At 37.9% G+C, this 25,506-nt stretch carries 20 protein-coding genes, 3 tRNA genes and 1 pseudogene; 5 read left to right on the top strand and 19 right to left on the bottom strand.

Annotated elements, in window-relative coordinates:
* The 3 genes and pseudogenes from ACFIJ8_RS00005 to ACFIJ8_RS00015 form a co-directional block, all read right to left on the bottom strand.
* Positions 1 to 76: pseudogene (locus tag ACFIJ8_RS00005) on the bottom strand (elongation factor Tu); the annotation flags it as partial.
* Positions 77 to 256: 180 nt separating this feature from the next.
* Positions 257 to 330: transfer RNA gene (locus tag ACFIJ8_RS00010), tRNA-Gly, on the bottom strand.
* A gap of 31 nt (positions 331 to 361) precedes the next feature.
* Positions 362 to 445, bottom strand: a tRNA-Tyr gene (locus tag ACFIJ8_RS00015).
* 205 nt (positions 446 to 650) lie between these two features.
* On the opposite strand from ACFIJ8_RS00015, the gene ACFIJ8_RS00020 reads away from it, so the two are divergent.
* The gene (locus ACFIJ8_RS00020; protein WP_026500346.1) at positions 651 to 1,481 is read left to right on the top strand and encodes an RNA methyltransferase; all 831 of its coding nucleotides are present in this window, start codon (positions 651 to 653) and stop codon (positions 1,479 to 1,481) included.
* 3 nt (positions 1,482 to 1,484) lie between these two features.
* Here ACFIJ8_RS00020 and ACFIJ8_RS00025 read toward each other — a convergent pair whose 3' ends face one another.
* From ACFIJ8_RS00025 to ACFIJ8_RS00050, 6 genes are all read right to left on the bottom strand, one after another.
* Complete coding sequence (locus ACFIJ8_RS00025) at positions 1,485 to 2,210, bottom strand: rhomboid family intramembrane serine protease (RefSeq protein ID WP_375638530.1); 726 nt, start codon at positions 2,208 to 2,210, stop codon at positions 1,485 to 1,487.
* Positions 2,211 to 3,095: 885 nt separating this feature from the next.
* Positions 3,096 to 3,521, bottom strand: a complete 426-nt coding sequence (locus ACFIJ8_RS00030) for a DUF2155 domain-containing protein (RefSeq protein WP_012755019.1) — start codon at positions 3,519 to 3,521, stop codon at positions 3,096 to 3,098.
* Positions 3,522 to 3,610: 89 nt separating this feature from the next.
* Complete coding sequence (locus ACFIJ8_RS00035; RefSeq protein WP_012755018.1) at positions 3,611 to 4,009, bottom strand: NADH:ubiquinone oxidoreductase subunit NDUFA12; 399 nt, start codon at positions 4,007 to 4,009, stop codon at positions 3,611 to 3,613.
* Between the two features lie 181 nt (positions 4,010 to 4,190).
* Positions 4,191 to 5,690 (bottom strand): Asp-tRNA(Asn)/Glu-tRNA(Gln) amidotransferase subunit GatB, encoded by a 1,500-nt coding sequence (gatB, locus tag ACFIJ8_RS00040; RefSeq protein ID WP_375628656.1) that lies wholly within the window; start codon positions 5,688 to 5,690, stop codon positions 4,191 to 4,193.
* Positions 5,691 to 5,818: 128 nt separating this feature from the next.
* On the bottom strand, positions 5,819 to 7,246 hold the full coding sequence (gene tig / locus ACFIJ8_RS00045; protein WP_273788336.1) for a trigger factor: 1,428 nt from the start codon (positions 7,244 to 7,246) through the stop codon (positions 5,819 to 5,821).
* 135 nt (positions 7,247 to 7,381) lie between these two features.
* Positions 7,382 to 7,464: transfer RNA gene (locus ACFIJ8_RS00050), tRNA-Leu, on the bottom strand.
* A gap of 134 nt (positions 7,465 to 7,598) precedes the next feature.
* Between ACFIJ8_RS00050 and trmFO the strand changes: the two genes are divergently transcribed.
* Positions 7,599 to 9,008, top strand: coding sequence for a methylenetetrahydrofolate--tRNA-(uracil(54)-C(5))-methyltransferase (FADH(2)-oxidizing) TrmFO (trmFO, locus tag ACFIJ8_RS00055; protein ID WP_375638532.1), 1,410 nt, complete (start codon positions 7,599 to 7,601; stop codon positions 9,006 to 9,008).
* A gap of 1,014 nt (positions 9,009 to 10,022) precedes the next feature.
* Here trmFO and ACFIJ8_RS00060 read toward each other — a convergent pair.
* The 8 genes from ACFIJ8_RS00060 to ACFIJ8_RS00095 all read right to left on the bottom strand — a co-directional run bounded on the left by ACFIJ8_RS00060 (position 10,023) and on the right by ACFIJ8_RS00095 (position 21,208).
* Positions 10,023 to 10,301, bottom strand: coding sequence for an HU family DNA-binding protein (locus ACFIJ8_RS00060; RefSeq protein WP_012231443.1), 279 nt, complete (start codon positions 10,299 to 10,301; stop codon positions 10,023 to 10,025).
* Positions 10,302 to 10,532: 231 nt separating this feature from the next.
* Positions 10,533 to 12,959 carry an endopeptidase La gene (lon, locus tag ACFIJ8_RS00065; RefSeq protein ID WP_273788338.1) on the bottom strand — a complete coding sequence of 809 codons (2,427 nt, stop codon included), beginning with the start codon at positions 12,957 to 12,959 and terminating at the stop codon, positions 10,533 to 10,535.
* 183 nt (positions 12,960 to 13,142) lie between these two features.
* A complete protein-coding gene (gene clpX / locus ACFIJ8_RS00070; RefSeq protein ID WP_012755013.1) occupies positions 13,143 to 14,417 on the bottom strand; it encodes an ATP-dependent Clp protease ATP-binding subunit ClpX in 1,275 nt (424 codons plus the stop codon).
* A gap of 183 nt (positions 14,418 to 14,600) precedes the next feature.
* Positions 14,601 to 15,233 carry an ATP-dependent Clp endopeptidase proteolytic subunit ClpP gene (gene clpP, locus ACFIJ8_RS00075; protein ID WP_012755012.1) on the bottom strand — a complete coding sequence of 211 codons (633 nt, stop codon included), beginning with the start codon at positions 15,231 to 15,233 and terminating at the stop codon, positions 14,601 to 14,603.
* A gap of 146 nt (positions 15,234 to 15,379) precedes the next feature.
* The gene (locus ACFIJ8_RS00080; protein ID WP_375638535.1) at positions 15,380 to 16,189 is read right to left on the bottom strand and encodes a hypothetical protein; all 810 of its coding nucleotides are present in this window, start codon (positions 16,187 to 16,189) and stop codon (positions 15,380 to 15,382) included.
* A 10-nt stretch (positions 16,190 to 16,199) separates the two neighbouring features.
* Complete coding sequence (trkA, locus tag ACFIJ8_RS00085; RefSeq protein WP_012755010.1) at positions 16,200 to 17,576, bottom strand: Trk system potassium transporter TrkA; 1,377 nt, start codon at positions 17,574 to 17,576, stop codon at positions 16,200 to 16,202.
* A gap of 4 nt (positions 17,577 to 17,580) precedes the next feature.
* On the bottom strand, positions 17,581 to 18,939 hold the full coding sequence (locus tag ACFIJ8_RS00090; RefSeq protein WP_012755009.1) for a sigma-54 dependent transcriptional regulator: 1,359 nt from the start codon (positions 18,937 to 18,939) through the stop codon (positions 17,581 to 17,583).
* Between the two features lies 1 nt (position 18,940).
* Entirely contained in the window at positions 18,941 to 21,208 is a 2,268-nt protein-coding gene (locus tag ACFIJ8_RS00095) for an ATP-binding protein (protein ID WP_375638537.1), read from the bottom strand.
* A 172-nt stretch (positions 21,209 to 21,380) separates the two neighbouring features.
* Here ACFIJ8_RS00095 and rirA point away from each other — a divergent pair, with 172 nt between their 5' ends.
* From rirA to ACFIJ8_RS00110, 3 genes are read left to right on the top strand one after another with little or no spacing between them, the layout of a single operon-like run.
* A complete protein-coding gene (gene rirA / locus ACFIJ8_RS00100) occupies positions 21,381 to 21,824 on the top strand; it encodes an iron-responsive transcriptional regulator RirA (protein WP_273788340.1) in 444 nt (147 codons plus the stop codon).
* A gap of 23 nt (positions 21,825 to 21,847) precedes the next feature.
* Positions 21,848 to 23,038, top strand: a complete 1,191-nt coding sequence (locus tag ACFIJ8_RS00105) for a bifunctional 2-C-methyl-D-erythritol 4-phosphate cytidylyltransferase/2-C-methyl-D-erythritol 2,4-cyclodiphosphate synthase (protein WP_375638774.1) — start codon at positions 21,848 to 21,850, stop codon at positions 23,036 to 23,038.
* Positions 23,035 to 23,523 (top strand): CinA family protein, encoded by a 489-nt coding sequence (locus ACFIJ8_RS00110; RefSeq protein ID WP_012755005.1) that lies wholly within the window; start codon positions 23,035 to 23,037, stop codon positions 23,521 to 23,523. Before ACFIJ8_RS00105 ends, ACFIJ8_RS00110 begins: the two co-directional genes overlap by 4 nt.
* Positions 23,524 to 24,063: 540 nt before the next feature.
* Here the strand turns inward: ACFIJ8_RS00110 and ACFIJ8_RS00115 are convergent.
* Together ACFIJ8_RS00115 and lipA are read right to left on the bottom strand one after the other, a co-directional pair.
* A complete protein-coding gene (locus ACFIJ8_RS00115; protein ID WP_375638538.1) occupies positions 24,064 to 24,525 on the bottom strand; it encodes a type II toxin-antitoxin system RatA family toxin in 462 nt (153 codons plus the stop codon).
* Positions 24,526 to 24,527: 2 nt separating this feature from the next.
* Complete coding sequence (gene lipA / locus ACFIJ8_RS00120) at positions 24,528 to 25,490, bottom strand: lipoyl synthase (RefSeq protein ID WP_273723360.1); 963 nt, start codon at positions 25,488 to 25,490, stop codon at positions 24,528 to 24,530.
* Between the last annotated feature and the right edge of the window lie 16 nt (positions 25,491 to 25,506).

A 25,506-nucleotide genomic window follows, 5' to 3' on the forward strand; every position in this document is an offset into this window, starting at 1 on the left:
TCTTCCCATGATCAACGTGACCAATCGTACCAATATTAACATGCGGTTTTGTTCGTTCAAACTTGCTCTTCGCCATCGCTATTAATCTCTTGTTTTATTCCCTATTTTTGTTAGCACCTAGGGACAGTCCTGCAAAACTCAATCCGACTAGGCTGTAACCAGCTCAATCACCACAACTCTTAGACGGAAAACCCCACCCAATCTATAAATGGAATATCCTCCATCATACCTATTTGCCCAATCACCAACAACTATTTGGAGCGGGTAGCGGGAATCGAACCCGCATATTCAGCTTGGAAGGCTGCTGCTCTACCATTGAGCTATACCCGCATGACTCACATACAAACTCTCCTTCGATGAATGGTGGAGGGGGTTGGATTCGAACCAACGTAGCATACGCAACGGATTTACAGTCCGCCCCCTTTAACCACTCGGGCACCCCTCCATTACACCGGTAAAGTCGCGCAATGAGACATTACGAAAACCATCTTGAATACCCATTCAATTCAATCTGATTGCGAAGTGGTTATGACGATTACTATTGTATCTGTCAACAGAATAAATACAATTCTGTACAAATTTCCTGCTCATAACTTTAAATCACAGATTTTTTCTCTCTATTTTTCTTATTAACACGCTATAAAGAAGCTATGAAAGAAAAAACATCACAAAATTCTCATTATGCTCGTTTACGTCGCCGATATCGTGATACAAAAGGCTCTCCTTCTCGATCTTTTACACACCTAAAGAAGAAAGCTGCTTCTTTACAGCAAGGAATAATCCATCTTTATGGCATTCATTCTGTTCAGGCAGCTTTAGAAAACCCAAAAAGAATTTTAAAATGTCTTTACGTTACACAAAATGCCTTAAAACGATTAAATATATCCGAATCAGATTATCCTTGCTCTGTTACATTATGCACCCCCAAATATCTTGATTCGCTTGTTGGAAGTGAGGCTGTTCACCAAGGTATTGTTTTGGAAACTTTACCCCTCAAACCATGCAAACTTTCGGAACTAACCAATACTGATCTGGTCATTGTCATGGATCAAATTACCGATCCGCATAATGTTGGCGCTATTATGCGCTCTGCAGTTGCATTAAAAGCTAAAGCGCTTATTACAACTTGCCGTCACTCTCCCCACGAAAGCGGTGTTCTTGCGAAAGCGGCATCTGGAGCTCTGGAAATGATTCATTATATTACCGTACGAAACCTCGCTGAAGCTCTTCAAGAACTTCATCAAACAGGTTTTACAAGCTTTGGTCTCGATTCAGAAGGGGACAAACCTCTAGAAACAGCATTAACAGGAAATAAAATTGCTCTTGTTTTAGGAGCAGAAGGTAAAGGTTTACGTAAAAAAACACGTGAAACAGTTTGCGCTTTAACACGCCTTGATATGCCTGGAAATATTAAATCATTAAATGTTTCAAATGCAGCAACAATAGCGCTTTATGTGGCACATAAATATCTTAGATTCTAGTTTTTAATTTTTTTGTGAAACATCAAAAAAACCAACCAACAAAAAACCCGCAAGAAACCCGCCAATATGAGCTTCCCATGCTATTGAGATGCCATTTTCTTCAAACAAAATAGAAGAAATACCTATGATAAAATCAGCCATCAGCCATACACCCATATAAACAAGCACCCCCTTAGAGCACAGAGCTTTTTTAATGGACAATAAAGGTCCAAAAAGTTTTTCGTTCTGCGCATTGACAGCTAGATAACCACTAGAAAAACCGTAACGTGCAATAGCACCCATCATTCCAGATACGGAACCTGACGCCCCAATAAGTGATATGGTACTTTCTTGATGAAATGTAAAATAAGTCAAAACAGAAATAACTGCCGTTAACACCCAAAAAATTAAAAAACGTAAAGCACCAAGATGCCTTGCTAAAGGAGAGCCAAAAACCAAAAGCCAAACCATATTAAGAGCAACATGTTTAAAACTACTATGCATAAATGAATAACTCACCATGGTATAACAGAGTGCTACAGGATCCCTCTTAAACAATGCTGGTATAAATGAAAAAAATTCAAGACTTTCAACATAAACCTTATGAGAAAAAAAATACTGAGAAATGCAATAAAGACAAAAACAAAATGCTATCAAAACAACTATAATAAATGGAACATTCAACAAGGGTTCTTTAGGTTGTTTCGGTAATCGAGAAACATTATTATGTTGGTGACTAGAAACTTTCATTTTATAAAATCTCGTATTCTTTAGAGAATGGGTTATTCTTTATACAAAATAAATATACCACTCCCAGTGATGCAGAATCTTTTCAACGCCTCTTCGAAGCCCCTTTTTAAATTTTCAATAGCTCTACATGAAAACACGTGTATTTTATACAAAAGATTTTAAAAAGCATGGATATCAAGAATATGATTTATAAACTTAGCGGTATCCTGCTTATTAAAATGTGAAGTTATCATGTAATATACAAGAACTTACGAATAGATAAACTCACTTATGAGGTGGTGTATAATAAAAATATATAAACATTGTTTTTTTACTAGAAATATATTGATCACTGCATTTTTTAACCAAGCTATACTTCGATTGATAAACTTTAAATAATCTTAAATCTCAATTTTTCCATTAATATAGCTTGTATTTCTTCTACTCTTTGAATGAAAAACGACATCTCTATGAGAAAAAACTATCAACACAGCTTTCTCTAGATATATTCATTAGTGTTTCATGATGAACTACTCACTTGATAGTCTGTTTCCCTCATAAATGCAAAAGCTTCAGTTCATCTCTTTAACAAATATCAACAAGCCTTTCATTTCAACCTCTAACAAATATAATTCAAGAACTGTCTCTTATGAAACACTGCAAAATATGTTGATTTTAATGATGCCTCTTTGAATTTAAACAGTTCATGAAGGAAATTTTTATTCCTTATCTTAGAGAATCTTATCTGCACATCCGCCACTTGTAATGCGCAAGAGAATAATTTGGATTAATTCAATATAGAAAAATTTTAAATGAGGCAATCATAGGAAATTGAACCTCTTATTAAGTTGTAAAATGATAAAGGACTATTATAAATCAATGTATTATAAATAGATAACACACTAATCATTGAAGAGGAAGATCTTGAGAATTCTGCTTGCAATCCTTTAACCACACATCATAAATAGGATGCTCAACAGCGTTCAAACCAGGACTATCTGCAAACATCCATCCTGTAAAAATACGCCGTACTTTTTTATCTAATGTCACTTCATTGACTTCAACAAAACCAGTTGTACGCGTTGGTTCATCTTTAGAGCTCGTATAACACGCACGTGGCGTTACCTGTAATGCACCGTACTGATAAATTTTACCAAGAGTAACTTCAAAACGTGTGGTCCGCCCCGTGATTTTGTCAAGACCTGCAAAAACAGCAATTCCATTGCTAATACGCTCAGCCCGCACTCCACTATTTAAGGATAAAAATACTAAAACTCCCATTAAAAAAATATATATAAAATGCTTCACCCCTAACAATAAAAAAAATCTCATCATATCAAAATCAATCGCATCTTAAAAAATAATTCTTTTCATAACATAGAGTCAAATAAGACAAAAATATACGCGCACACTAAAATCTTTTATTTTTTAGGTGACCACGCATCATAATCTTCATGCACACAAGAACGCTCTCCATTGGAGGTGATAGCCCCCTTTGGTCGATAGTCCTCACTTGTTCCTGTCATATTTGCAACATGAGGCTTTTCCCATTCATAAGGATGATAATCCTCCTGTGTTGGTGGGCACTCACAGCGATGATGAATCCAGCCGTGCCAACCTGGTGGAATAGTAGAGGCCTCAGAATAGTCTTTATAGATAACCCAACGGTGCGGATAACCATCCTTATGAAGTCCCCCTTCATAATATATATTTCCAAATTGATCTTCCCCTATCCGCTTACCTTTGCGCCATGTGAAAAAACGCGTACCAATGGTATTGCCATTCCACCATGTGAAGATTTGCTTAAAAAAACGAGCCATCTGCTATTCCATTCATTTAGTGCGCTCATGAAATTAATCGTTGGAATAAAACTGTTAACGATTGAAATTACCGAAAAAGTTACTAGTAAATTCAGCTACAATTCCAATTGATAGGATAACGTGCTATCCCTTAATTTCAAGAAGATATCATATGTATGGCTTCTTCTCCACCCCATAAAATTTAATCTATGCCAAGTTTCATCTTAACCAATTCATTAACAGCTTGAGGGTTTGCCTTACCACCTGTTGCTTTCATTACCTGTCCAACAAACCAACCAGCTAAAGCGGGTTTCTGTTTTGCTTGCGCAACTTTATCAGAATTATTAGCAATGATTTCATCAACGGCTCTTTCAATTGCCTTTGTATCTGTCACCTGCTTCATATTTCGCTCTTCTACAATTTGGCGTGCATCTCCCCCCTCATTCCAAATAATCTCAAAAAGATCTTTGGCAATTTTTCCAGAAATAACTCCTTCTTTTATGAGATCAATAATGCTTCCCAATTGATTTGGCGATACCGGTGACTCTTCAATCTCACGATTATCTTTATTTAAAGCCCCTAAAAGGTCATTAATCACCCAATTGGCAACTATTTTTCCATCACGCCCACGCGCTACTTCTTCAAAATAATCAGCAATAGCCTTTTCTGTCACAAGAATGGAAGCATCATACACTGTTAATCCCATTTCCTTAACAAAACGTGCTTTTATAGCGTCAGGCAATTCTGGTAAGTCTGCTGCCAAAGCATCCACAAATGCTTGATCAAATTCTAATGGTAAAAGATCAGGATCAGGAAAATAACGATAGTCATGTGCTTCTTCTTTTGAGCGCATAGAGCGCGTTTCACCTTTAGCCGCATCAAAAAGCCGAGTCTCTTGATCTATGACGCCTCCATCTTCTAAAATTGCGATCTGACGACGCGCTTCATACTCAATGGCTTGACCAATAAAGCGAATAGAATTAACGTTTTTAATTTCACAGCGCGTTCCAAAATTTTCACCAGGACGACGAACAGATACATTAACATCTGCACGCATAGAACCTTCATCCATATTGCCATCGCAAGTGCCCAAATAACGAACAATCGTACGCAATTTTGTCATATAGGCTTTGGCTTCATCTGCTGAACGCATATCCGGTTTAGAAACAATTTCCATGAGAGCGACGCCAGCACGATTAAGATCAACAAAAGACATTGTTGGATGCTGATCATGCATCGATTTTCCTGCATCTTGTTCAAGGTGTAATCTTTCAATCCCGACTTCAATATCTTCAAATTGGCCATTCGAATCTGGACCAACAGATATGGTAATCTTTCCCTCTCCCACAATGGGATAGCGAAATTGAGAAATTTGATACCCCTGCGGTAAATCTGGATAAAAATAATTTTTGCGATCAAAAATAGATTTTAAATTAATATGCGCCTTTAATCCTAACCCCGTTCGAACTGCTTGACGGACACATTCTTGATTAAGAACAGGCAACATACCTGGCATGGCTGCATCAATGAGTGATACATGATTGTTCGGCTCTGCACCAAATTTGGTTGATGCTCCTGAAAAAAGTTTCGAATTTGATATGATTTGCGCATGAACTTCCATGCCAATGATGACTTCCCAATCACCTGTAACTCCAGAAATAAAACGCTTAGAATCAGGAGTACGCGTATCAATGATGCTCATTGCCAATCCACTACCAATATTTTAAAATATACTCATGGCTTATCTAAAACCATTCTCTCAGTGCAATCCTAGGATATAAATCTTACAAAAAGCCCGATTCTATCGGGCTTTTTCTGTTTGCATAAATATTAAGCTTTTTTAGGAGCTTTTTTCTTAGCTGATGTTTTCTCTGTAGACGTTTCTTTCACTGCAGACTTTTTCTTTGCCGGCTTTTCTTCAGGGACATCTGATTCGTCATATTCTTTCATCAACTCTTCAACCGTCACTTCCTTATCTGTGACTTTTATCTGTGCTAATAAATGATCAATGACCTTTTCTTCAAAAATCGGAGCACGTAGATTTTCAACAGCTTCCGGAGTCCTGCGGAAAAAATCCATAATCTCTTTCTCTTGTCCAGGATACTGGCGAACCTGATCAAAAACGGCTGCTTTTAGCTCATCCTCACTAACTTTAACACCAACCTTCATTCCAATTTCAGAAAGCACCAAACCAAGACGAACACGACGTTGCGCAAGGACACGATATTCCTCCCGTGCCTTTTCTTCTGTAATACCTTCATCTTCAAAACTGCGCCCAGCCTTTTTCAAATCATCATTAACCTGAGCCCATATATTGTTAAACTCAATCTCTAAAAGTTCCTCAGGAATCTCAAAATTATAATCAGCATCTAAAGCATCAAGAATTTGACGCTTAACTTTTTGACGTGTCACTGAACCGTATTGGCTTTCAATCTGCCCACGAACGACCTCACGTAAGCGATCTAGAGACTCTAAACCAACTTTTTGTGCTGCTTCATCATCAATTTTTAATTCATCTGGTTTAAAGACAGCTTTGACAGTAATGTCAAACTCTGCTTCCCGTCCGGCCAAATGTGCTGCACTGTAATTATCAGGAAATTTAACAAAAATCGTTTTTGCATCCCCAGCTTTCACACCAACCAATTGCTCTTCAAAACCAGGAATAAATTGTTTTGACCCAAGAATCAGTTGTGCATCACTATCTGCCCCACCTTCAAATGGAGCGCCTTCAAGCTTACCTTGATAATCTATGGTAATACGATCACCTTCTTCAGAAGCCCCCTCTTTTAGGGAATAATTACGCGTAGAAGAAAGGACGCGATTGATTTGATCATCAATATCCTGTTCAGGAATAGTTGCAATTTCACGGATAACCTTAATATGTTCAAAATCTTTAATTTCAATTTTTGGTAAAACTTCATACTTTAAACTAAAAGTAAAATCAGCTTTGCCATCTAGAATTTTTTCATCTTCATCTATATCAATTTTCGGCTGCATCGCTGCACGTTCATTGCGATCTGCTAAAATAGACCGAGGCGCATCACTGAGTATCTCATTGAGAATCTCCGCCATAAAGGATTTACCATACATTTTTCGCAAATGCCCACTAGGCACTTTACCGGGACGAAAACCATTAAGCTTGATTTTTCCCTTGGTATCATCCAATCTTTCATTCAGCTTTTCTTCTAAATCTTTCGCTGGAACCACGATCTTAATTTCGCGCTTCAGTCCTTCATTAAGCGTCTCGGTAACCTGCATTAAACACCTTCATTTTCCTAAGGAGAGGGATAAACCCACTCTAATAATCATTACATTCTAACACTTCGAGTGTTACATTTACCATGAAGCGGAATTTCAGACACGTAGAAATCCGTAGCACTTAAGGGATTGCTTTGGTGCGGATGGAGGGACTCGAACCCCCACGGTCTCCCGCCAGAACCTAAATCTGGTGCGTCTACCAATTTCGCCACATCCGCTCAAACTTACAAGCTAATAACCTTATACAAGCGGCGTCTCTATACCATTAATTACGGGAAAAAAGCAAACAAATATATTAAAAAAAACAAAATCTATGCTTTTCATACATAACTGCTTACGCTAAAAGTCAATTATGTTAAAGACATTCGATATCCCAATTCATATCATCGGTGGCGGTCTTGCGGGGTGTGAAGCAAGCTGGCAAATCGCTCAATCAGGAATTCCTGTTGTTTTGCATGAAATGCGACCCGAAAAAAAATCAGATGCCCATAAAACCGATAATTTGGCAGAACTGGTTTGTTCAAATTCATTTCGTTGCGATGATTCATTAACAAATGCCGTAGGGCTTTTACATGCTGAAATGCGATTAGCGAAATCGTTAATTATGAAAGCTGCTGATGCCAACAAAGTTCCCGCAGGTAGTGCCCTTGCTGTTGACCGTGATGGATTTTCAAAAACCGTTACAACAGCAATCGAAAACCATCCTCTTATAACAATCAAACGTGAAGAAGTTCAAAAAATTCCTAAAGCTTGGAAACATGTTGTCATTGCAACGGGTCCCCTTACATCACCTGCACTTGCTCAAGAATTACAAGCAATAACCGGTATAAAAGCTCTTTCTTTTTTTGATGCGATTGCACCTATTATCCATACCGATAGTATTGATATCAACATTTGTTGGTATCAGTCTCGCTATGATAAAATTGGTCCTGAGGGAACTGGAAAAGATTATCTTAATTGTCCCCTCAACAAAGAACAATATAAAACATTCGTTGAAGCATTAAAAAATGCTGAAAAAACAGAGTTTCGTGACTTTGAAAAAACGCCCTATTTTGATGGATGCCTCCCCATTGAAATTATGGCTGAGCGCGGACTTGAAACGTTAAGACACGGTCCTATGAAACCTATGGGCTTAACCAATGCCCATAACCCTACAGTTAAACCCTATGCTGTCGTTCAATTACGCCAAGATAATAAACTTGGAACGCTTTACAATATGGTCGGCTTTCAAACAAAACTGAAATATGGTGAACAAATTCGCATTTTTAGAATGATTCCCGGTCTTGAAAAAGCAGAGTTTGCGCGTCTTGGTGGTCTTCACCGCAATACCTACCTCAACTCGCCAATTATTCTTGATCAAACCCTTCGTTTAAAACAAAAAAAACAACTACGCTTTGCAGGGCAAATTACCGGATGTGAAGGTTATGTAGAATCAGCGGCAATAGGGCTTCTTGCTGGACGTTTTGCTGCTGCCGAATATCATCATATTTCCCCTTGCCTACCCCCACAAACGACAGCATTCGGAGCCCTTTTGAATCATATTACAGGGGGACACATCATAGATGAAAAAGCAGAAACACAGTCCTTTCAGCCAATGAATATCAATTTCGGACTCTTTCCCCCTATTGCTTCTATTAGACATTCAGGAAAACGCCTAGCAAGTAAAGAAAAAAAATTAGTAAAAAAACAAGCCATCATAGCAAGAGCTCTCAATGATTGTACTCAGTGGTTAGCAGATAAAGAATCAAAGAGTTCCTTATAAAAAACACACGATTCGCCTCTCATCTACTGAATAGATCTTTATGACTCTCGTGAAAAAATCATTCTAAAGCCTTTTAAAGACTGTCTCCCCCAATCAATAAATACTACTCTACGTTTCATCATTTATTTAATTATTTAGGTGCTTGTAAAATAACTTTTGGCTATAAAAGACCTTTACCGCTATCAACAATTTAATATGATTTAATGACTAAAAATAAAATAATTATATCAATATATTATGAATAATAAAAATTTAAATAGATGGAAAATAAACAAGCAATACTGTATTATCTCTATTAATATTTTTTATATTACGTAATATACATTATTTTATAAGAGTAATTTTTCTGTTTTTTAACTTCCTTCATCAAAATTTGTGTTATTCTCTCACTTTAACTCTTGTGTGATGAAGAAAAAACGCTCGCTTGCATATCACAAGTGAAATCTGAATATCATAAGATTCTTTCATTTCAGAATCTCTTATAATAAATCAATAAAACTTATCCTCTTGGTGCGTCACAAGCAAGGTTGGCGTATAAGTAAAAGAATAAAACTATTCCTTATGCACTCATCTCAGATGTTGAGGGCTAATCGCAACATTATAGGAACTGAGAAAAACAGTACGGTGGCACCAACATGCACTTTTATTAAGCGTAAATGGTGGTATATAATAACTTTTATAGACTTTACAGAGTTTTTTGCCTCATACTATTTACGGATCTTGTTTTGAAATAAATACCGTAACACTTCAGCGTAATAAAAGTTAACATTACATTTTATAAGCCACACCGGTACTGCACTAATACAGTGCAATATTTTACTGAAAAGGCTAAAAAATATATTTTAAGCTGACAGTATTTTATACAACACTTAAAATTATTTTCAAAAATACAAGTAATACATGAAAATAAAAAATACCGCAAAAATCTCAACGTGTTATATGAAAAATGGGCATAATACATGTGCTAAAAAAAACCCGCTTATAAATAAATCGGGTTTTTTTATGTAGCTTAAATTATTTTTTATTAACTGCTTCTTTAAGGCTTTTTCCTGCAGAAAATTTAGGTACAGAACGTGCTGGAATATCGATTTCAGCACCAGTTGAAGGATTACGCCCCTTTGTTGCAGCACGATGAGAAACTTCAAAAGAGCCAAAACCTGGAAGACGAACATCTCCCCCTGAAGCCAAAGCTTCTGTTACAGAAGCCATAAAAGCATCAACAACAGCACCAGCTTGCGCTTTCGAAACACCTGCCTTTTCAGCAACGGAGCTAACCAATTCACTTTTATTCATAAAATATTTCCTTTCCCTATATTACCTGACAACATGACTTAATCATGTTATTGATCAGTTTATTGAAAAGTACAGCAAACAGAAGTCTTATTTTTATCCAAAACATTGTTTTTTTAGCAATAATCACAGTTATTCACGGAATTTTTCACTTTTTCCAACAAAAAACAGAACAATAACCTCAACAACGCCTTCTGCCACCTAAAAAATGCCGTTATAAATGAGATAAGTGAATCAGTGCGCAATCTGTATTCCTTCACTATCACTGCCCTCTGACCGGATTGGGACAGCCACCGTAGAGGGTTCTTTCCATTCAATAGTGTCTGGAAAACGAACCAAAGCGTGTTTCAAAACTTCACTCACATGATTTACCGGAATAATTTCCATATTATTTTTGACATCGTCAGGAATATCAACCAAATCTTTTGCGTTTTCTTCAGGAATAAGTACCTTTTTTATCCCTCCTCGAAGAGCTGCTAGGAGTTTTTCTTTTAATCCACCAATTGGTAAAACGCGTCCACGTAAAGTAATTTCACCAGTCATTGCAATATCTTTATGCACAGCTACTCCTGTAAGAACCGAAACAATTGCTGTCACCATTGCAATCCCAGCAGATGGGCCATCTTTTGGCGTAGCACCCTCTGGAACATGAACATGGATATCGCGTTTTTCAAAAAGTGGAGGTTCAATACCAAAATCAACAGCACGAGAACGTACATAAGATGCTGCCGCTGAAATGGATTCCTTCATAATATCACGTAAATTTCCAGTTACAGTCATCTTACCTTTGCCGGGCATCATAACTCCTTCAATGGTCAATAACTCTCCACCGACTTCTGTCCACGCAAGGCCTGTCACAACACCAATTTGATTTTCTCCTTCAATCTGATTGTAATGATAACGTTTAACACCCAAGAAATCATGAATATTACTTTCTGTAACTTTTACAGATTTTTGATGCGTTTTGAGAATTTTTGTAACAGATTTGCGGGAAATTTTCATGAGTTCACGCTCAAGGTTACGAACGCCTGCCTCACGTGTATAAAACTGAATAATTGACCTTAGTGCTCCATCAGAAATACTGAGTTCTTTTTTAGACAAACAGTGATCTTTTAGTGCCTTTGGTAAAAGATGCTGTTTAACAATTTCCATTTTCTCACATTCAGTATAACCAGCAATACGAATAATTTCCATACGATCCATTAACGGACCTGGAATATTAAGCGTATTGGCAGTTGTGATAAACATGACATCAGAAAGATCATATTCAACTTCCAAATAGTGATCAATGAATGTACTGTTTTGTTCAGGATCAAGAACTTCTAATAAAGCGGATGAAGGATCTCCACGAAAATCTTGTCCCATTTTATCAATTTCATCAAGCAAGAAAAGCGGATTAGATTTTTTTGCTTTTTTCATAGACTGGATAATTTTTCCAGGCATCGAACCAATATATGTTCGGCGATGTCCGCGAATTTCTGCTTCATCCCGCACGCCTCCCAATGAGATACGAACATACTCACGTCCCGTCGCCTTTGCAATAGAGCGCGCTAATGATGTTTTCCCTACACCAGGAGGACCTAACAAACAAATAATAGGACCTTTTATCTTTGACGCGCGACTTTGTACAGCCAAATATTCAATAATTCGCTCCTTAACCTTTTCAAGACCGAAATGCTCATTATTCATGACCTTTTCAGCAAAATCTAAATTGTTTTTAATCTTAGATTTTTTACCCCAAGGCATTGCTAATAACCAATCAAGATAGTTACGGACAACTGTCGCTTCTGCAGACATAGGAGACATATTCCGTAATTTTCTCAATTCTGCCCCAGCTTTTTCCTGTGCTTCCTTGGATAGTTTTGTATTCTTGATACGTTCTTCTAATTCAGAGAGTTCATCTCGGCTATCATCACCTGCCCCTAACTCTTTTTGAATAGCCTTCATCTGCTCATTGAGATAATATTCTCGTTGGTTTTTTTCCATTTGCCGTTTAACATGCGAACGAATACGTTTTTCAACCTGCAAAACAGAAATTTCTCCTTCCATGAAGGACAGAACACGTTCAAGACGGGCCCGTACAGGTAAGAGCTCTAGTATTTCCTGTTTTTCTGCAAGTTTAATCATCAAATGAGAAGCAATCGTATCGGCAAGCTTAGAAGGATTATCAATCTGACCAATCGCATTAACAACTTCAGGAGAGATTTTTTTATTAAGCTTTACATAGTTTTCAAAATAAGCAATCACTGACCTTGAAAGAGCTTCAATCTCAACATCACTCTCTCTAGATTCTTCTGTAACAGTCGCATATGCCTGATGATAACCTTCACTTAAAGCAAATTGACTAATTTTTGCACGTGCAGTTCCTTCAACCAAAACCTTTACAGTACCATCAGGAAGCTTTAAAAGTTGAAGAATATTAGCAAATGTACCAATATGATAAATATCCTCTGATTTTGGATCATCATCAGAAGCATTTTTTTGTGTCACCAAGAGTATTTGCTTGTCAACCGCCATCGTTTCTTCAAGAGCACGAATTGATTTTTCGCGCCCCACAAAAAGTGGAACAATCATATGGGGGAAGACAACAATATCACGAAGAGGTAAAACAGCATAAACCCCATCTCTTACTTCATCTGTCTTTTCATCAATATATTGCATAACTCTCCTTTCTGGAGCCTATGAGCTATCTACAACAACTAGCTCACCTTTAGAAAACCTCAGCTCTTCACAATACATGAAGTGGTAATTACTAATACATAAATCAAGCATTATAATGATATTATTATAAACACCCATCAAATACTGTTTATTACCACCTTTCATATTGTGCTTAGCACAATATCATGCTGATACATTTTCTTTATCTTCTGCACGTTCTGAGTAAATATAAAGAGGACGCGCTTTCCCATCAACGACATCACTCGAAATAACCACTTTTTGAACGCCTTCAAGAGCCGGTAGCTCAAACATCGTCTCAAGAAGGATCTTCTCCATAATAGAACGTAAACCACGAGCACCAGTTTTACGTTCAATTGCTTTCTTCGCAATAACACGTAAAGCATCTTCATGAAATGATAACTCGACATTCTCCATTTCAAAAAGACGCTGATATTGCTTTACTAAAGCATTTTTAGGTTGTGATAAAATTTGCATGAGGGCGTTAACATCTAAATCCTCTAAGGTAGCGACTATAGGAAGGCGCCCAATAAATTCTGGTATTAAACCAAATTTTATAAGATCTTCAGGCTCTAAATCACGAAAAATTTCACCGACACAACGCTCATCAGGAGCCTTAACGGTCGCAGAAAAACCAATAGAAGTTTTTTCACCACGCCCTGAAATAATCCGTTCTAAACCAGCAAAAGCTCCCCCACAAATGAATAAGATGTTTGTGGTGTCAACCTGAAGAAACTCTTGTTGCGGATGCTTACGTCCACCTTGAGGAGGAACAGAAGCAATCGTTCCTTCCATAATTTTTAATAACGCTTGCTGAACTCCTTCCCCCGAAACATCTCTTGTAATAGAAGGATTGTCTGCTTTACGAGAAATCTTATCGACCTCATCAATATAAACAATGCCACGTTGTGCACGTTCAACATTATAGTCAGCAGCTTGAAGAAGTTTCAAAATAATATTTTCTACATCCTCACCTACATAGCCTGCTTCCGTCAAAGTGGTCGCATCCGCCATCGTAAAAGGCACATCAATAATACGTGCTAATGTTTGTGCAAGATAAGTTTTACCACAGCCCGTTGGACCAACAAGAAGAATATTTGATTTAGCCAACTCAATATCATTGCTTTTAGACTGATGCGCCAACCGTTTATAATGATTATGAACAGCAACAGAAAGAACACGCTTTGCATGCTGCTGACCAATAACATAATCATCAAGAACTGTTATAATTTCCTGTGGCGTAGGAACACCATCACGCACCTTAACCCCAGAAGACTTATTTTCTTCCCGAATAATATCCATGCAAAGCTCTACACATTCATCACAGATAAATACAGTAGGCCCCGCAATGAGCTTACGCACCTCATGCTGACTCTTGCCGCAGAACGAGCAATAGAGAGTATTTTTTGATTCGTTCCCGCTATTGCTAATTTTGCTCATTTTTCTTTCCTTTCACCACGATATATGAATACTTTGCCTTTCCAAAGGAAGCTTTTCATCATGAAAACTAAAAGACATATAGAAAACCATGCATGTCTCAATATTTTTAGGTGTTTCTCTTATTTTGCGATATTTTTTATAAAACTCTGTGATTTAAAGTAGCTGTTTTTTCTATAAAAATTCTTAATCTTTTTCTTCTTTTTCAGTTTCTGCACGATATTGTATAACATCATCAACTAAGCCAAACGCTTTGGCTTCTTCTGCTGTCATAAAATGATCGCGATCGAGAGTTCTCTCAATAATCTCATAATCTTGACCTGTATGTTGAACATAAATTTCATTTAAACGCCGTTTCATCTTTATAATGTCTTGCGCATGTCGCTCAATATCTGAAGCTTGACCCTGAAAACCACCAGATGGTTGATGCACCATAATACGTGCGTTTGGCAATGTAAAACGATGACCTTTTGCTCCAGCTGTTAACAATAAAGACCCCATAGATGCCGCCTGCCCCATGCAAAGCGTAGAAACAGGAGGGCGAATAAACTGCATAGTATCATAAATAGCCATACCAGATGTTACGACACCACCTGGAGAATTAATATAAAGACTAATTTCTTTTTTAGGATTTTCCGCTTCCAAGAAAAGCAATTGTGCACAAACAAGCATTGCCATACCATCTTCGACAGGACCATTAATAAAAATAATCCGCTCCTTTAAAAGACGGGAAAAAATATCATAGGCCCGTTCACCACGATTGGTTTGTTCAATAACCATAGGAACAAGGCTTAATGCTGTTTTCATTGGATCACTCATATTTCTACTTTCCGTTCATATAACAACCGCTCTTTACACATTCAATGTTTTTATCCATACGTTAACATTACTCTCTTGTGCAAGCTACAATCAAGAGCTGTTTAAGATAGATTAAAATCCCAATAGTTAAAATAGCAATAATAACTCTACTTAAACAAATGATGAACATCAGGAATGCGAGATACCGCCCAATGGTAAAAACTTCCTTCCCGAGGTCTTTTCGTGGTCTTTGTCTTTCTGTGAATATGAAAGCCTATCAAGCGTGAATCTGTAAGCGGCTTTACGCCAAAAGCTGGTTCAAAAATACGTTCAGCTTTTCGCCCAGTCCAATAATAAAAAGTTTCCTTTTCCTTTGCTTCATGAAAAAAACCATATCGTTTTGCTAATCGCGAAATACCATCATTGCCAAATATCGTAACGCCAAGACTTCCCGGCAAAATCGGCATTTTTTTCCTCTTTAACCAGAACGGTCTCCAAACACGACGCTTAAACCCAAGCCAATGAGGAATAATTTCTGTGCCTGCCCAATAATCTTCAAATACTTTTATAATAGGGTTATTAGGCGGAAAATAAAGTGCAGAAACGCCTACTCTTGTATTATTTTCTCTTGCTAACCAAACCTTATCCGCATCTGGATGAAATTGTTTAACAAGGTAAACATCTGTATCTAACCAAACACCTTGTTGATATTTCATCAGCATAACACGAAAAAAATCCGAAAACTGAACAATTGTACACCCTGGTTTATCATCAGAAAAAGCGGGATCAAGGCGATAAATTGCTGAGCGTGGTAAAATTGATTCGGCTTCATGCAACTCAACACCGGCAGGAAGATTATCTATTTTTTTATCATAACTAAAAAGCTTAACGCGCTGTCCAGTTTTAACCATTGAGGACAAACAAAGCCTATCCACCAATCTTAATTGTCCACTATACCAAAAAGTACAAATATCCATAGATAATATATCAAAAATATTCTAAACTTACGCGAAAGAGTTGTTCAACATCACGAACCCTATCAGCAAGAGCAAAAATCACTATTCTATCACCAGATAAAATGCGCGTATCTGCCGAAAGCTGTATTATTGTCTTATTGCGATAAATTGCACCAATTCTCAAACCATCTGATAAATTGAGCTCTGATAATGACTTACCAACCAATGAAGATGTTTGCATCACTTCAGCTTCAATAATTTCTGCTCGGCCATTAAAAACTGAATGAACAGAACGAATACGTCCACGGCGCATTTGTTGCAAAATTCTCGATATTGTAACGCTATGGGGATTAAGATATGCATCCACACCAACAGCACGACTAAATTCTTGATAGGCAACATTATTAATCAATACCATATTGGCTTTGCAGCCCAATCTTTTAGCAATAATAGCGCTTAAGAGATTAACCTGATCTTGATTGGTCAATGTAATCATTAAATCGGACTGATCAATTCCCGCATCTTGAAGAATCACTGGATCTAACACGTTACCGTATAAAACTGTTGTTTTTTCAAGCTGATCAGCAATCGTGAGAGCTCTTTCTCTATGCGATTCTATAATCTTCAATTTTAATTTATGGAAACGCTTTTCAATAGCCTGTGCAACATAAAGGCCAATGTGACCGCCTCCTGCAATAATCATGCGGTGGGCATCTTGTTCTTTATGACCAAAAAGCCCAACAGCACGGCGCATTTGATCACGAGCAACAACAAGATAGGTTATATCACCAACGCGTAATTGCGTTTCTGAATGTGCAACCAATAATTCCGCGCCACGTTTAATAGCGGTAACCGTCGTATGAAGATCTGGAAAAAGCTCTGTTAATTGACGCAAAGGTGTATTAATAACTGGGCAATCTTCCATGCATTCCAAGGCTAGCGCAACAACATCATCATTACAAAAATAAAGAACATCTATTGCACCAGGTAAAGCAATACGGCGCAAAACCATTTCCCCAACTTCAACTTCTGGCGAAATAACCACATCAATGGGAATATTCTCTCTGGAAAAAAGCGTCTTATAACGTGGCTCTAAATAAGATTGTGAACGAATACGAGCAATTTTTGTGGGCACATTAAATAATGAATGTGCTACTTGACAAGCTACCATATTGACTTCATCAAACAAAGTGACAGCAATCAACATATCAGCTTTGTCTGCATCTGCAGCCAAAAGAACTTCAGGACGTGAACCGTGACCAACAAAACCTCTCACATCCAATGTATCGCGAATCTTTTCAATTAATCTCGTTTCAATATCAATAACAGTAACATCGTGATTTTCAGCAGCAAGACGCTCTGCTATCCCATAACCAACCTGTCCTGCTCCGCAAATAATAACACGCATCGCTTTAAGAAACTCCAAGCGCTTTAAGTTTACGGTGCAAAGCTGAACGCTCCATGCCTATAAATTCAGCAGTACGTGATATATTTCCACCCAAACGCCCAATCTGTGCCACTAAATATCTCTTTTCAAACAATTCTCGTGCTTCACGTAACGGCAAATCCATTATACTTTCATCTGAATCCATTTGAAGACGTGGCAAAGAATCACTTACTTCACTGGGAAGAAAGTCCGCTGTTATAGGACCATCACCATCCCGCACAAGAATAAGAAGACGCTCAATATTATTACGTAATTGCCGCACATTACCCGGCCAAGCATGCGTTTGCAAAATAGCAATCACATCATCACTGATTGCACGCGGTTTAATCCCAACCTGCTGTGATATTGTTTTTACAAAATGATGTACAAGTTCTGGAATATCTTCACGACGCGCTGAAAGGGGCGGAACAGCAATAGGAACAACCGAAAGACGGTGGAAAAGATCTTCTCTAAAGCGCCCATCGGAAATGAGGTTTTCAAGATTTTGCGCTGTCGAAGAAATAATACGGACATCCACCTTAACACGTTTTGTGCCGCCAACTCTTTCAAATGTCTGCCCCGTTAACACCCGAAGAATCTTACCTTGAGTCTCACGTGGCATGTCAGCAATTTCATCAAGATATAATATACCGCCATGAGCTTCCTCTAAGGCACCGATCTTGCGCTCTCTTCCTTCCATTTCACTGCCAAACAGCTCTATTTCCATTCTTTCCGGAGTAATCGTTGCAGCATTTATTGTAACAAATGGCCCATTCGAACGCGTTGAGAGCGCATGAATAGTTCGTGCAACAGTCTCTTTTCCTGCCCCTGAAGGACCTGTTATCATGACGCGACTATTGGTTGGTGCTACTTTTTCTATGATTTGACGCAAATTTTTTACAACTGTCGATTTTCCGAGTAACTCTAATGTCTCGTTCGAACGCTTTCGCAATTCTAAAAGCTCACGTTTTAAATTTGAGTTTTCAAGTGTTCTCTCTGCAACCAATACAAGTCTATCAGCTTTAAAAGGTTTTTCAATGAAATCATATGCCCCTCGCTTTATAGCGGAAACAGCCGTCTCAATATTACCATGACCAGAGATCATAACGACCGGAAGAGCCGGATATTGCGTTTTAATTTCATCAAGCAATGCTAAACCATCAAGACGACTACCCTGTAGCCAAATATCCAAAAAAATGAGCTTTGGAATACGCTCACTAATTTGAGCCAATGCTTCATCAGAGTTACAAGCAACACGCGTTTCATAACCTTCATCATCTAAAATACCAGCAACAAGCTCACGAATATCTGCTTCATCATCAACAATCAAGATATCTGATACCATACTATTCCCCTATCTTATGATTTATGGCTTGTATAACACTACCCTGCTTACCCCCATCCGCCGGAAATATCAAACGGATCATTGCTCCCCGACCTTCATAAAAACTTTCCGGTGCATCATGAAGCTCCATGGAACCGCCGTGATCCTCAATAACTTTACGCACAATGGCTAACCCAAGCCCTGTTCCTTTTTCCCGCGTTGTTATATAGGGCTCTAATAACTTTTGTCTTTGCTCTTTAGGAAGTCCTTTCCCATTATCAACAACATCCACAACCACCCATTCCTCTTGACGATAAGAACGGACAAGAATATGACCATGAATATTTTCCTCTCGCATAACTGAATCTATGGATTCGCTCGCGTTTTTGATAACATTGCAAAAAGCTTGTACAATGAGACGGTTATCAAATGCACCCATAAGTGGTAGACTTCCTAAATCTTGCTCAAAATGAATATCATGTCGTGTCACTTCTATCAAGAAACATGCTTCGCGCAACAATTCTCGTATATCTAAAATATGCATTTGTGGTTTGGGCATACGTGCAAAAGAGGAAAACTCATCAACCATACGCCCAATATCTCCAACCTGTCGAATAATTGTCTCAATACACCGCTCAAAAACCTCTCTATCTTGTGTAATAACTTTGTTATAACGTTTACGAATGCGTTCAGCGGATAACTGAATAGGTGTGAGGGGATTTTTTATTTCGTGTGCAATACGCCGTGCGATATCCGCCCACGCCGCTGTACGTTGCGCTGCAACAAGGTCTGTAATATCATCAATTGTTAGAACCCAAGATTGCCCCTGTCCATCATCCTCTTCCATCGTAACTTGGACATTACAGACACGCTCTTTTCCTGCAACGTTTAAAGTAACCTGCTCACGATGATTTTTACGATCCAATGAACGTGCAAACTGAAAAACCTGCCAAATTTCAGCACTTAAAGATAAAAGACTTTGTCCAACAACGTGTTCAGAGCGAATATCAAACATCGCTTCAATAGATCGATTAATAATTGTAATATCACCATTATCATCTATACCTGCTACTCCTGCTGTTACACCCGATAACACTGCTTCAGAAAAACGCCGTCTCTCATCAATTTGATCACGCACTGCAATCAACTCATTGCGCCGACTTTTCAATTCACTGACCATGTAATTAAAAGTTTTGGATAATTGCCCAATATCTCCATCCTTCGCGCGTACCGGCACAAAAATTTCCATATTTCCAGTAGCAACATCATCAGCAGCACTAATGAGAAGACGAATAGGACGTACTAAGCGATCAGCGACAGCAATAGCAGCCCAAATAGCCGATAAGAATAAACTAAAAAAAAGGCATAAATAAAGCATACCAAATGCAATTTGCGTCAGCAGGCGATTTTCATTTAAATCACGATAACGATCTGTATTGACTTCTGTTAAACGCAAAGCAGATAAAACACCTTTATCAACGTCACGCACCAAATATAGAAATGTGTTTGGAATGTTGGTAAATTTTAAAATAATACCAAAATAATCATGCACGCCTGGTTGAAAAGAAAAAGGCCTCGCACTGGTTGCACGTTCAATAAGATTGGAAGGAGGAATTGGCAGTTTATCTTCATCACCAAGAGCACTCGATATAAAAATAGCTCCGCTAGAACTTAACAAAAATGCGCCACGCAAATTGCGTCCTATAGCATGACGCGTCAATTGCATCCTATATTCAGCTGGATTACGTTCTAAGAGTTTTTTGTTATCAAGTGCAAATGCCATCGCGTAGGATAAATTTTTTAAATTTTGAAGCATTTCATCTGCATAAGCATTTGCTAAATCAATAGAAGAGCCCACAATTTGCCGTGTTGTTGTATCAAACCATCGATCAAGTCCCAAATTTAGTGCTGGACCCGATACAAGAGCTACAGCAACAGCCGGCATTGTCGCAACAAGTGCAAACAATGAAATAAGGCGCACATGAAGACGCGATCCTGCACGCCTTGAACGCCAAGCACGAATGATCGGAATCATCTCATAAAAAACGATGACAATAAGCCCTAAAACCCAAAAACTATTAATCCCTATAAGAATAAGGGTTACTGTTCTACTGGGAACAACAGGGGTTAATCCAATAAGAATAATAAATGAAACAGAGGCCGTAAGTAAAGCCAATACAATAATTGTAATCCCTAAAAAAATATATACCTTACTTAAACGATACAACTCATCGTTATAAGTATTTTTATCTATGTCTTGAAGATTCGTCACAGATGTTATATTCGTCATGAGCTTACATACCCTTATCCCATTATTCTCATATAACCTTTTGTAGCAAAAATTGACAATACTAATACTACATTTAAAATAGGGCAAATATAGTCAATGAGAAAGAACTTCTACATTTTGCAAAATATCTTAAAATAAACTGTATTCGACGATACTTTACGAAGGAAATGAGATGCGATTAACAAAACAAACAAATTATGCTCTTCGAATGCTCATGTATTGTGCAGATAATCAGGGAACTCTTAGTCGTGTTCCAGAAATTGCTAAAGCATATGCCGTTTCAGAACTTTTTTTATTTAAAATCCTTCAGCTGCTTGTTCAAGCAGGTTTTATACAAACAGTGCGTGGACGCAATGGTGGAGTTAGATTGGCGAAACCCGCAGCAGAGATTTCAGTCGCTGATGTTGTGAAAGTAACAGAAGACAACTTTTCCCTAGCAGAATGTTTCGATACTGCAGAACCAACTTGCCCCTTGATCGATTTTTGTGGTTTAAATACCGCACTTCAAAAAGCATTAAATGCTTTTTTTGAGGTGTTATCCGTGATATCCCTTGCTGATCTACAACAACCATCCTTTCAAAATCATTTTAAAATTAATGACAAAAAGGCAAACTAAATTATAATACAAGGAGATTAGGTATTTCTATTGCAGCAATAATATTAGCCGCTGGACGTGGTGAAAGAGCAGGATCTCCCCATGAAATTCCAAAACAATATCGGCTTCTAGGACAAAAGCCGGTTATTTATCATACCGTGCATTGTTTTTTGCAGCATCCAGCTATCACAACAATTATCCTTGTTATTCATCCAGAAGATCGTCAAATCTGTGAACAAGCTATTGGTGATTTTAAAGAGCGCCTTATTATCGTTGAAGGAGGCAATACACGTCAAATCTCTACCTTAAATGGACTTCAGGCACTCAAAAAATTCAATCTCCAATATGTGCATATTCATGATGGTGCACGCCCCTTTATCGAAAACAAGCTTCTTGATAACATTCACAATACAATCACGCCTCAAGAAGGTGTTCTTCCTGTTCTTCCCATCTCTGATACCCTTAAACGTGTAAATAATCAGCATGTTTTAGAAACAATTCCCCGTACCCATCTTTATAGTGCACAAACTCCACAGTGTTTTCCCTTTGAACATATCTTAGCGGCCCATAAGCAAGCAAAACAAGCTTGCAAAAAAGAATTCACTGACGATTCTGCGATTGCCGAATGGTTTGGAATTCCTATGCGTACCGTTCCTGGGGATCCTAACAACATAAAAATTACATGGCATGAAGATTTTAATACCGCACATTTATATCTCCAAAAGAAAATGCAAATGTTTCCTGATATCCGCACCGGCAATGGTTATGATGTTCACTCTTTCGAGGATGGTGATTTTCTTATTTTATGTGGTATAAAAATCCCTTTTCATAAAAAATTAAATGGACACTCCGATGCGGATGTTGCTCTTCATGCGCTAACAGATGCCCTGCTCGCTACGCGAGGTGCTGGAGATATTGGCACACATTTTCCTCCCTCTGATCCTCAATGGAAAAATGCATCATCAGAAATTTTTCTCCGTCATGCTCTTGATATTCTAAAACAAGCAAGTGGTCGTATCGCCAATGTTGATATCACAATTATTGCTGAAAATCCTAAAATTGGTCCCTATCGTCATGCTATGACAGAAAATCTTATGACAATACTTTCAATAACACCTGATCGAATCTCTATCAAAGCAACAACAAATGAAAGGCTTGGATTTATTGGTCGCGGTGAAGGAATTGCTGCTCTTGCAACAGCGAGCGTTCTTTATTCAGGAGAACTTCCCCAATGACATATCTTTGTGAAAAACAAGCACATGAAATCCTTAATATCTTTCGCCAAAAAGGTTTGCTGTTAACAACTGTAGAGTCTTGTACAGGAGGACTCATTGCTGCAAGCCTCACAAATATTGCAGGCTCGTCAGATGTTCTCGATTGTGGATTTGTTGTTTATTCAAATGAATCTAAAACACGCCTTGTTGGCGTTTGTGCTGAACTTATAAGAACCTATGGCGCCGTTTCAAAAGAAGTTGCTCTTGCAATGGCTGAGGGTGGATTAAAACATTCACAAGCTGACATTGCAGTCTCTGTAACAGGAATTGCTGGTCCAGGAGGAGCAAGTCTTGATAAACCTGTAGGACTTGTGCATTGCGCAGTTGCTTACAAAAATCATAAAACTCTGCACAAAGAAATGCACTTTGGTCATCTTAACCGCAATGCTATCCGCCATGCAACTGTTGAAAATGTTTTTAAAATGATTCTGGAATTGCTTCACTGAATTCCCCGTACTAATTTCAAAGCTCTCTATTCCACATTGAGTCTATAATTGTCAACATCTTGAAAAAATGATTTATTGCACCACAACTTTAAGTTGAATTAATCAAATTTATTCACTTGCACGCCATAAGAAAAAAACTGTATAAATAAAATGATTAAAGAAAGGGATACTTGTACCTCTCTCAAATGCTAAGAGCTCGCGCAACATCTTGAGAGATGGCAAATAAATGGTGCAGGCTGACTTTTTCATAAGTGTAAAGATGTTGATTTATATACTTTTACGAGTATCTATACTATTTATTATGAAATGGGTATGACGCAAGCATGTCCTATTTGGGCGTTTTGTTTGGATATGCCTCTATTAAAAAAGAGAAACAAAAGCGTGAAGCTGTGCATCATCTTCATCATTTAAAATGATATTCCTTTAATATGCTTTTCAAAGCTGAAAAAGATGAATGAAAACAAATAGTAAAGATGGAAACTAGTTTTCACCTTCACGCTGTTATAAGCAATACGTATTGTTAAAAAATAACAGAATAGACTATGTTATCGTAGAGCCATAAATCTGATGCGCACGCTTCTCAAAAGCGTCGGTGAATTTACGAAACGCAATATCAAACATTGAGCCCATTACTAATCCAAGCGTTTTACTTTTAAATTCATAATCAATAAAAAACTCTACATTACATGCATTGGTATTTTCAATATCATGAAAGGACCAACGATTTTCAAGATATTTGAATGGACCATCAATATATTTAACTTCTATAAGATTTTTTTCCGGCTGAAGAAATACTTGAGTCGTAAAAGTTTCACGGATAATCTTATAGCCAACGGTCATATCCGCAAGAAGCAATATTTTTTTCCCATACTCTTTTCGAGAACGTACTATCAAAGACTCACACATTGGTAAAAATTCAGGATAACGCTCAATATCTGAAACCAGCTCAAACATTTCACTGGCACTATGGGTGATCTGCCGATGTATTGTAAAAATCGGCATAATTATCTCTGTAAGGAAAATTTTTCATCACGCGCTTTTTGCAAAATAGCAAAATCATCTCCAGCATGATGAGATGAACGCGTCAGAGGATTGGAGGCCATATGTAAAAATCCTTTTACTTTACCAATCTTGGCAAAAGACTCAAATTCTTCAGGAGGCACAAAACGAACAACTGGATGATGTTTTCGTGTAGGCTGCAAATATTGTCCAATCGTCATAAAGTCAACATCAGCAGAGCGCAAATCATCCATCAATTGCAAAATTTCATTTCGTTCCTCACCAAGACCAACCATAATTCCCGATTTTGTAAAAATTGTTGGATCAAGTTCTTTAACGCGTTGTAATAAACGAATTGAATGAAAATAACGTGCCCCTGGACGAACCTTCAAATATTTAGAAGGAACTGTTTCTAAATTATGATTAAAAACATCAGGCTTAGCAGCAACAACAACTTCTAAAGCGCCATCCTTATGACGAAAATCAGGTGTCAGAACTTCAATTGTTGTTTTAGGAGTTTTTTGACGAATCGCATAAATAACTTTTGCAAAATGCTCAGCACCACCATCAGCAAGATCATCACGATCAACAGATGTAATGACAACATGTTTTAATTCCATCCGTGCAACAGCATCGGCTACACGTTCTGGCTCATTATCATCAACGGCAAGTGGAATACCTGTTGCAACGTTACAAAAAGCACAAGCACGCGTACATATTTCACCTAAAATCATAAAGCTAGCATGCCGCTGGCTCCAACATTCGCCAATATTAGGGCAACCAGCTTCTTCACATACAGTCACTAACTTATGCGTACGTACAATACCATGTGTTTCCTTATAAATCGGTGATGTTGGCGCTTTTACACGAATCCAATCTGGCTTTTTTTGAACGCTTGTATCAGGACGATGTGCCTTTTCAGGATGACGCAAACGTCTATTTGTAACTCTATCAACAACCGTAACCATTTAAGCCTTTGCCTTA

The organism is Bartonella sp. MF74HXZ (assembly GCF_042194445.1).
GTDB lineage: Bacteria > Pseudomonadota > Alphaproteobacteria > Rhizobiales > Rhizobiaceae > Bartonella > Bartonella grahamii.

Coding starts and splice junctions, on each gene's coding strand:
- ACFIJ8_RS00020 (WP_026500346.1), top strand. CDS start 651: ATGAAAGAAAAAACATCACAAAATTCTCATTATGCTCGTTTACGTCGC.
- ACFIJ8_RS00025 (WP_375638530.1), bottom strand. CDS start 2,210: ATGAAAGTTTCTAGTCACCAACATAATAATGTTTCTCGATTACCGAAA.
- ACFIJ8_RS00030 (WP_012755019.1), bottom strand. CDS start 3,521: ATGAGATTTTTTTTATTGTTAGGGGTGAAGCATTTTATATATATTTTT.
- ACFIJ8_RS00035 (WP_012755018.1), bottom strand. CDS start 4,009: ATGGCTCGTTTTTTTAAGCAAATCTTCACATGGTGGAATGGCAATACC.
- gatB (WP_375628656.1), bottom strand. CDS start 5,690: ATGAGCATCATTGATACGCGTACTCCTGATTCTAAGCGTTTTATTTCT.
- tig (WP_273788336.1), bottom strand. CDS start 7,246: ATGCAGGTTACCGAGACGCTTAATGAAGGACTGAAGCGCGAAATTAAG.
- trmFO (WP_375638532.1), top strand. CDS start 7,599: ATGTTAAAGACATTCGATATCCCAATTCATATCATCGGTGGCGGTCTT.
- ACFIJ8_RS00060 (WP_012231443.1), bottom strand. CDS start 10,301: ATGAATAAAAGTGAATTGGTTAGCTCCGTTGCTGAAAAGGCAGGTGTT.
- lon (WP_273788338.1), bottom strand. CDS start 12,959: ATGCAATATATTGATGAAAAGACAGATGAAGTAAGAGATGGGGTTTAT.
- clpX (WP_012755013.1), bottom strand. CDS start 14,417: ATGAGCAAAATTAGCAATAGCGGGAACGAATCAAAAAATACTCTCTAT.
- clpP (WP_012755012.1), bottom strand. CDS start 15,233: ATGAGTGATCCAATGAAAACAGCATTAAGCCTTGTTCCTATGGTTATT.
- ACFIJ8_RS00080 (WP_375638535.1), bottom strand. CDS start 16,189: ATGGATATTTGTACTTTTTGGTATAGTGGACAATTAAGATTGGTGGAT.
- trkA (WP_012755010.1), bottom strand. CDS start 17,576: ATGCGTGTTATTATTTGCGGAGCAGGACAGGTTGGTTATGGGATAGCA.
- ACFIJ8_RS00090 (WP_012755009.1), bottom strand. CDS start 18,939: ATGGTATCAGATATCTTGATTGTTGATGATGAAGCAGATATTCGTGAG.
- ACFIJ8_RS00095 (WP_375638537.1), bottom strand. CDS start 21,208: ATGACGAATATAACATCTGTGACGAATCTTCAAGACATAGATAAAAAT.
- rirA (WP_273788340.1), top strand. CDS start 21,381: ATGCGATTAACAAAACAAACAAATTATGCTCTTCGAATGCTCATGTAT.
- ACFIJ8_RS00110 (WP_012755005.1), top strand. CDS start 23,035: ATGACATATCTTTGTGAAAAACAAGCACATGAAATCCTTAATATCTTT.
- ACFIJ8_RS00115 (WP_375638538.1), bottom strand. CDS start 24,525: ATGCCGATTTTTACAATACATCGGCAGATCACCCATAGTGCCAGTGAA.
- lipA (WP_273723360.1), bottom strand. CDS start 25,490: ATGGTTACGGTTGTTGATAGAGTTACAAATAGACGTTTGCGTCATCCT.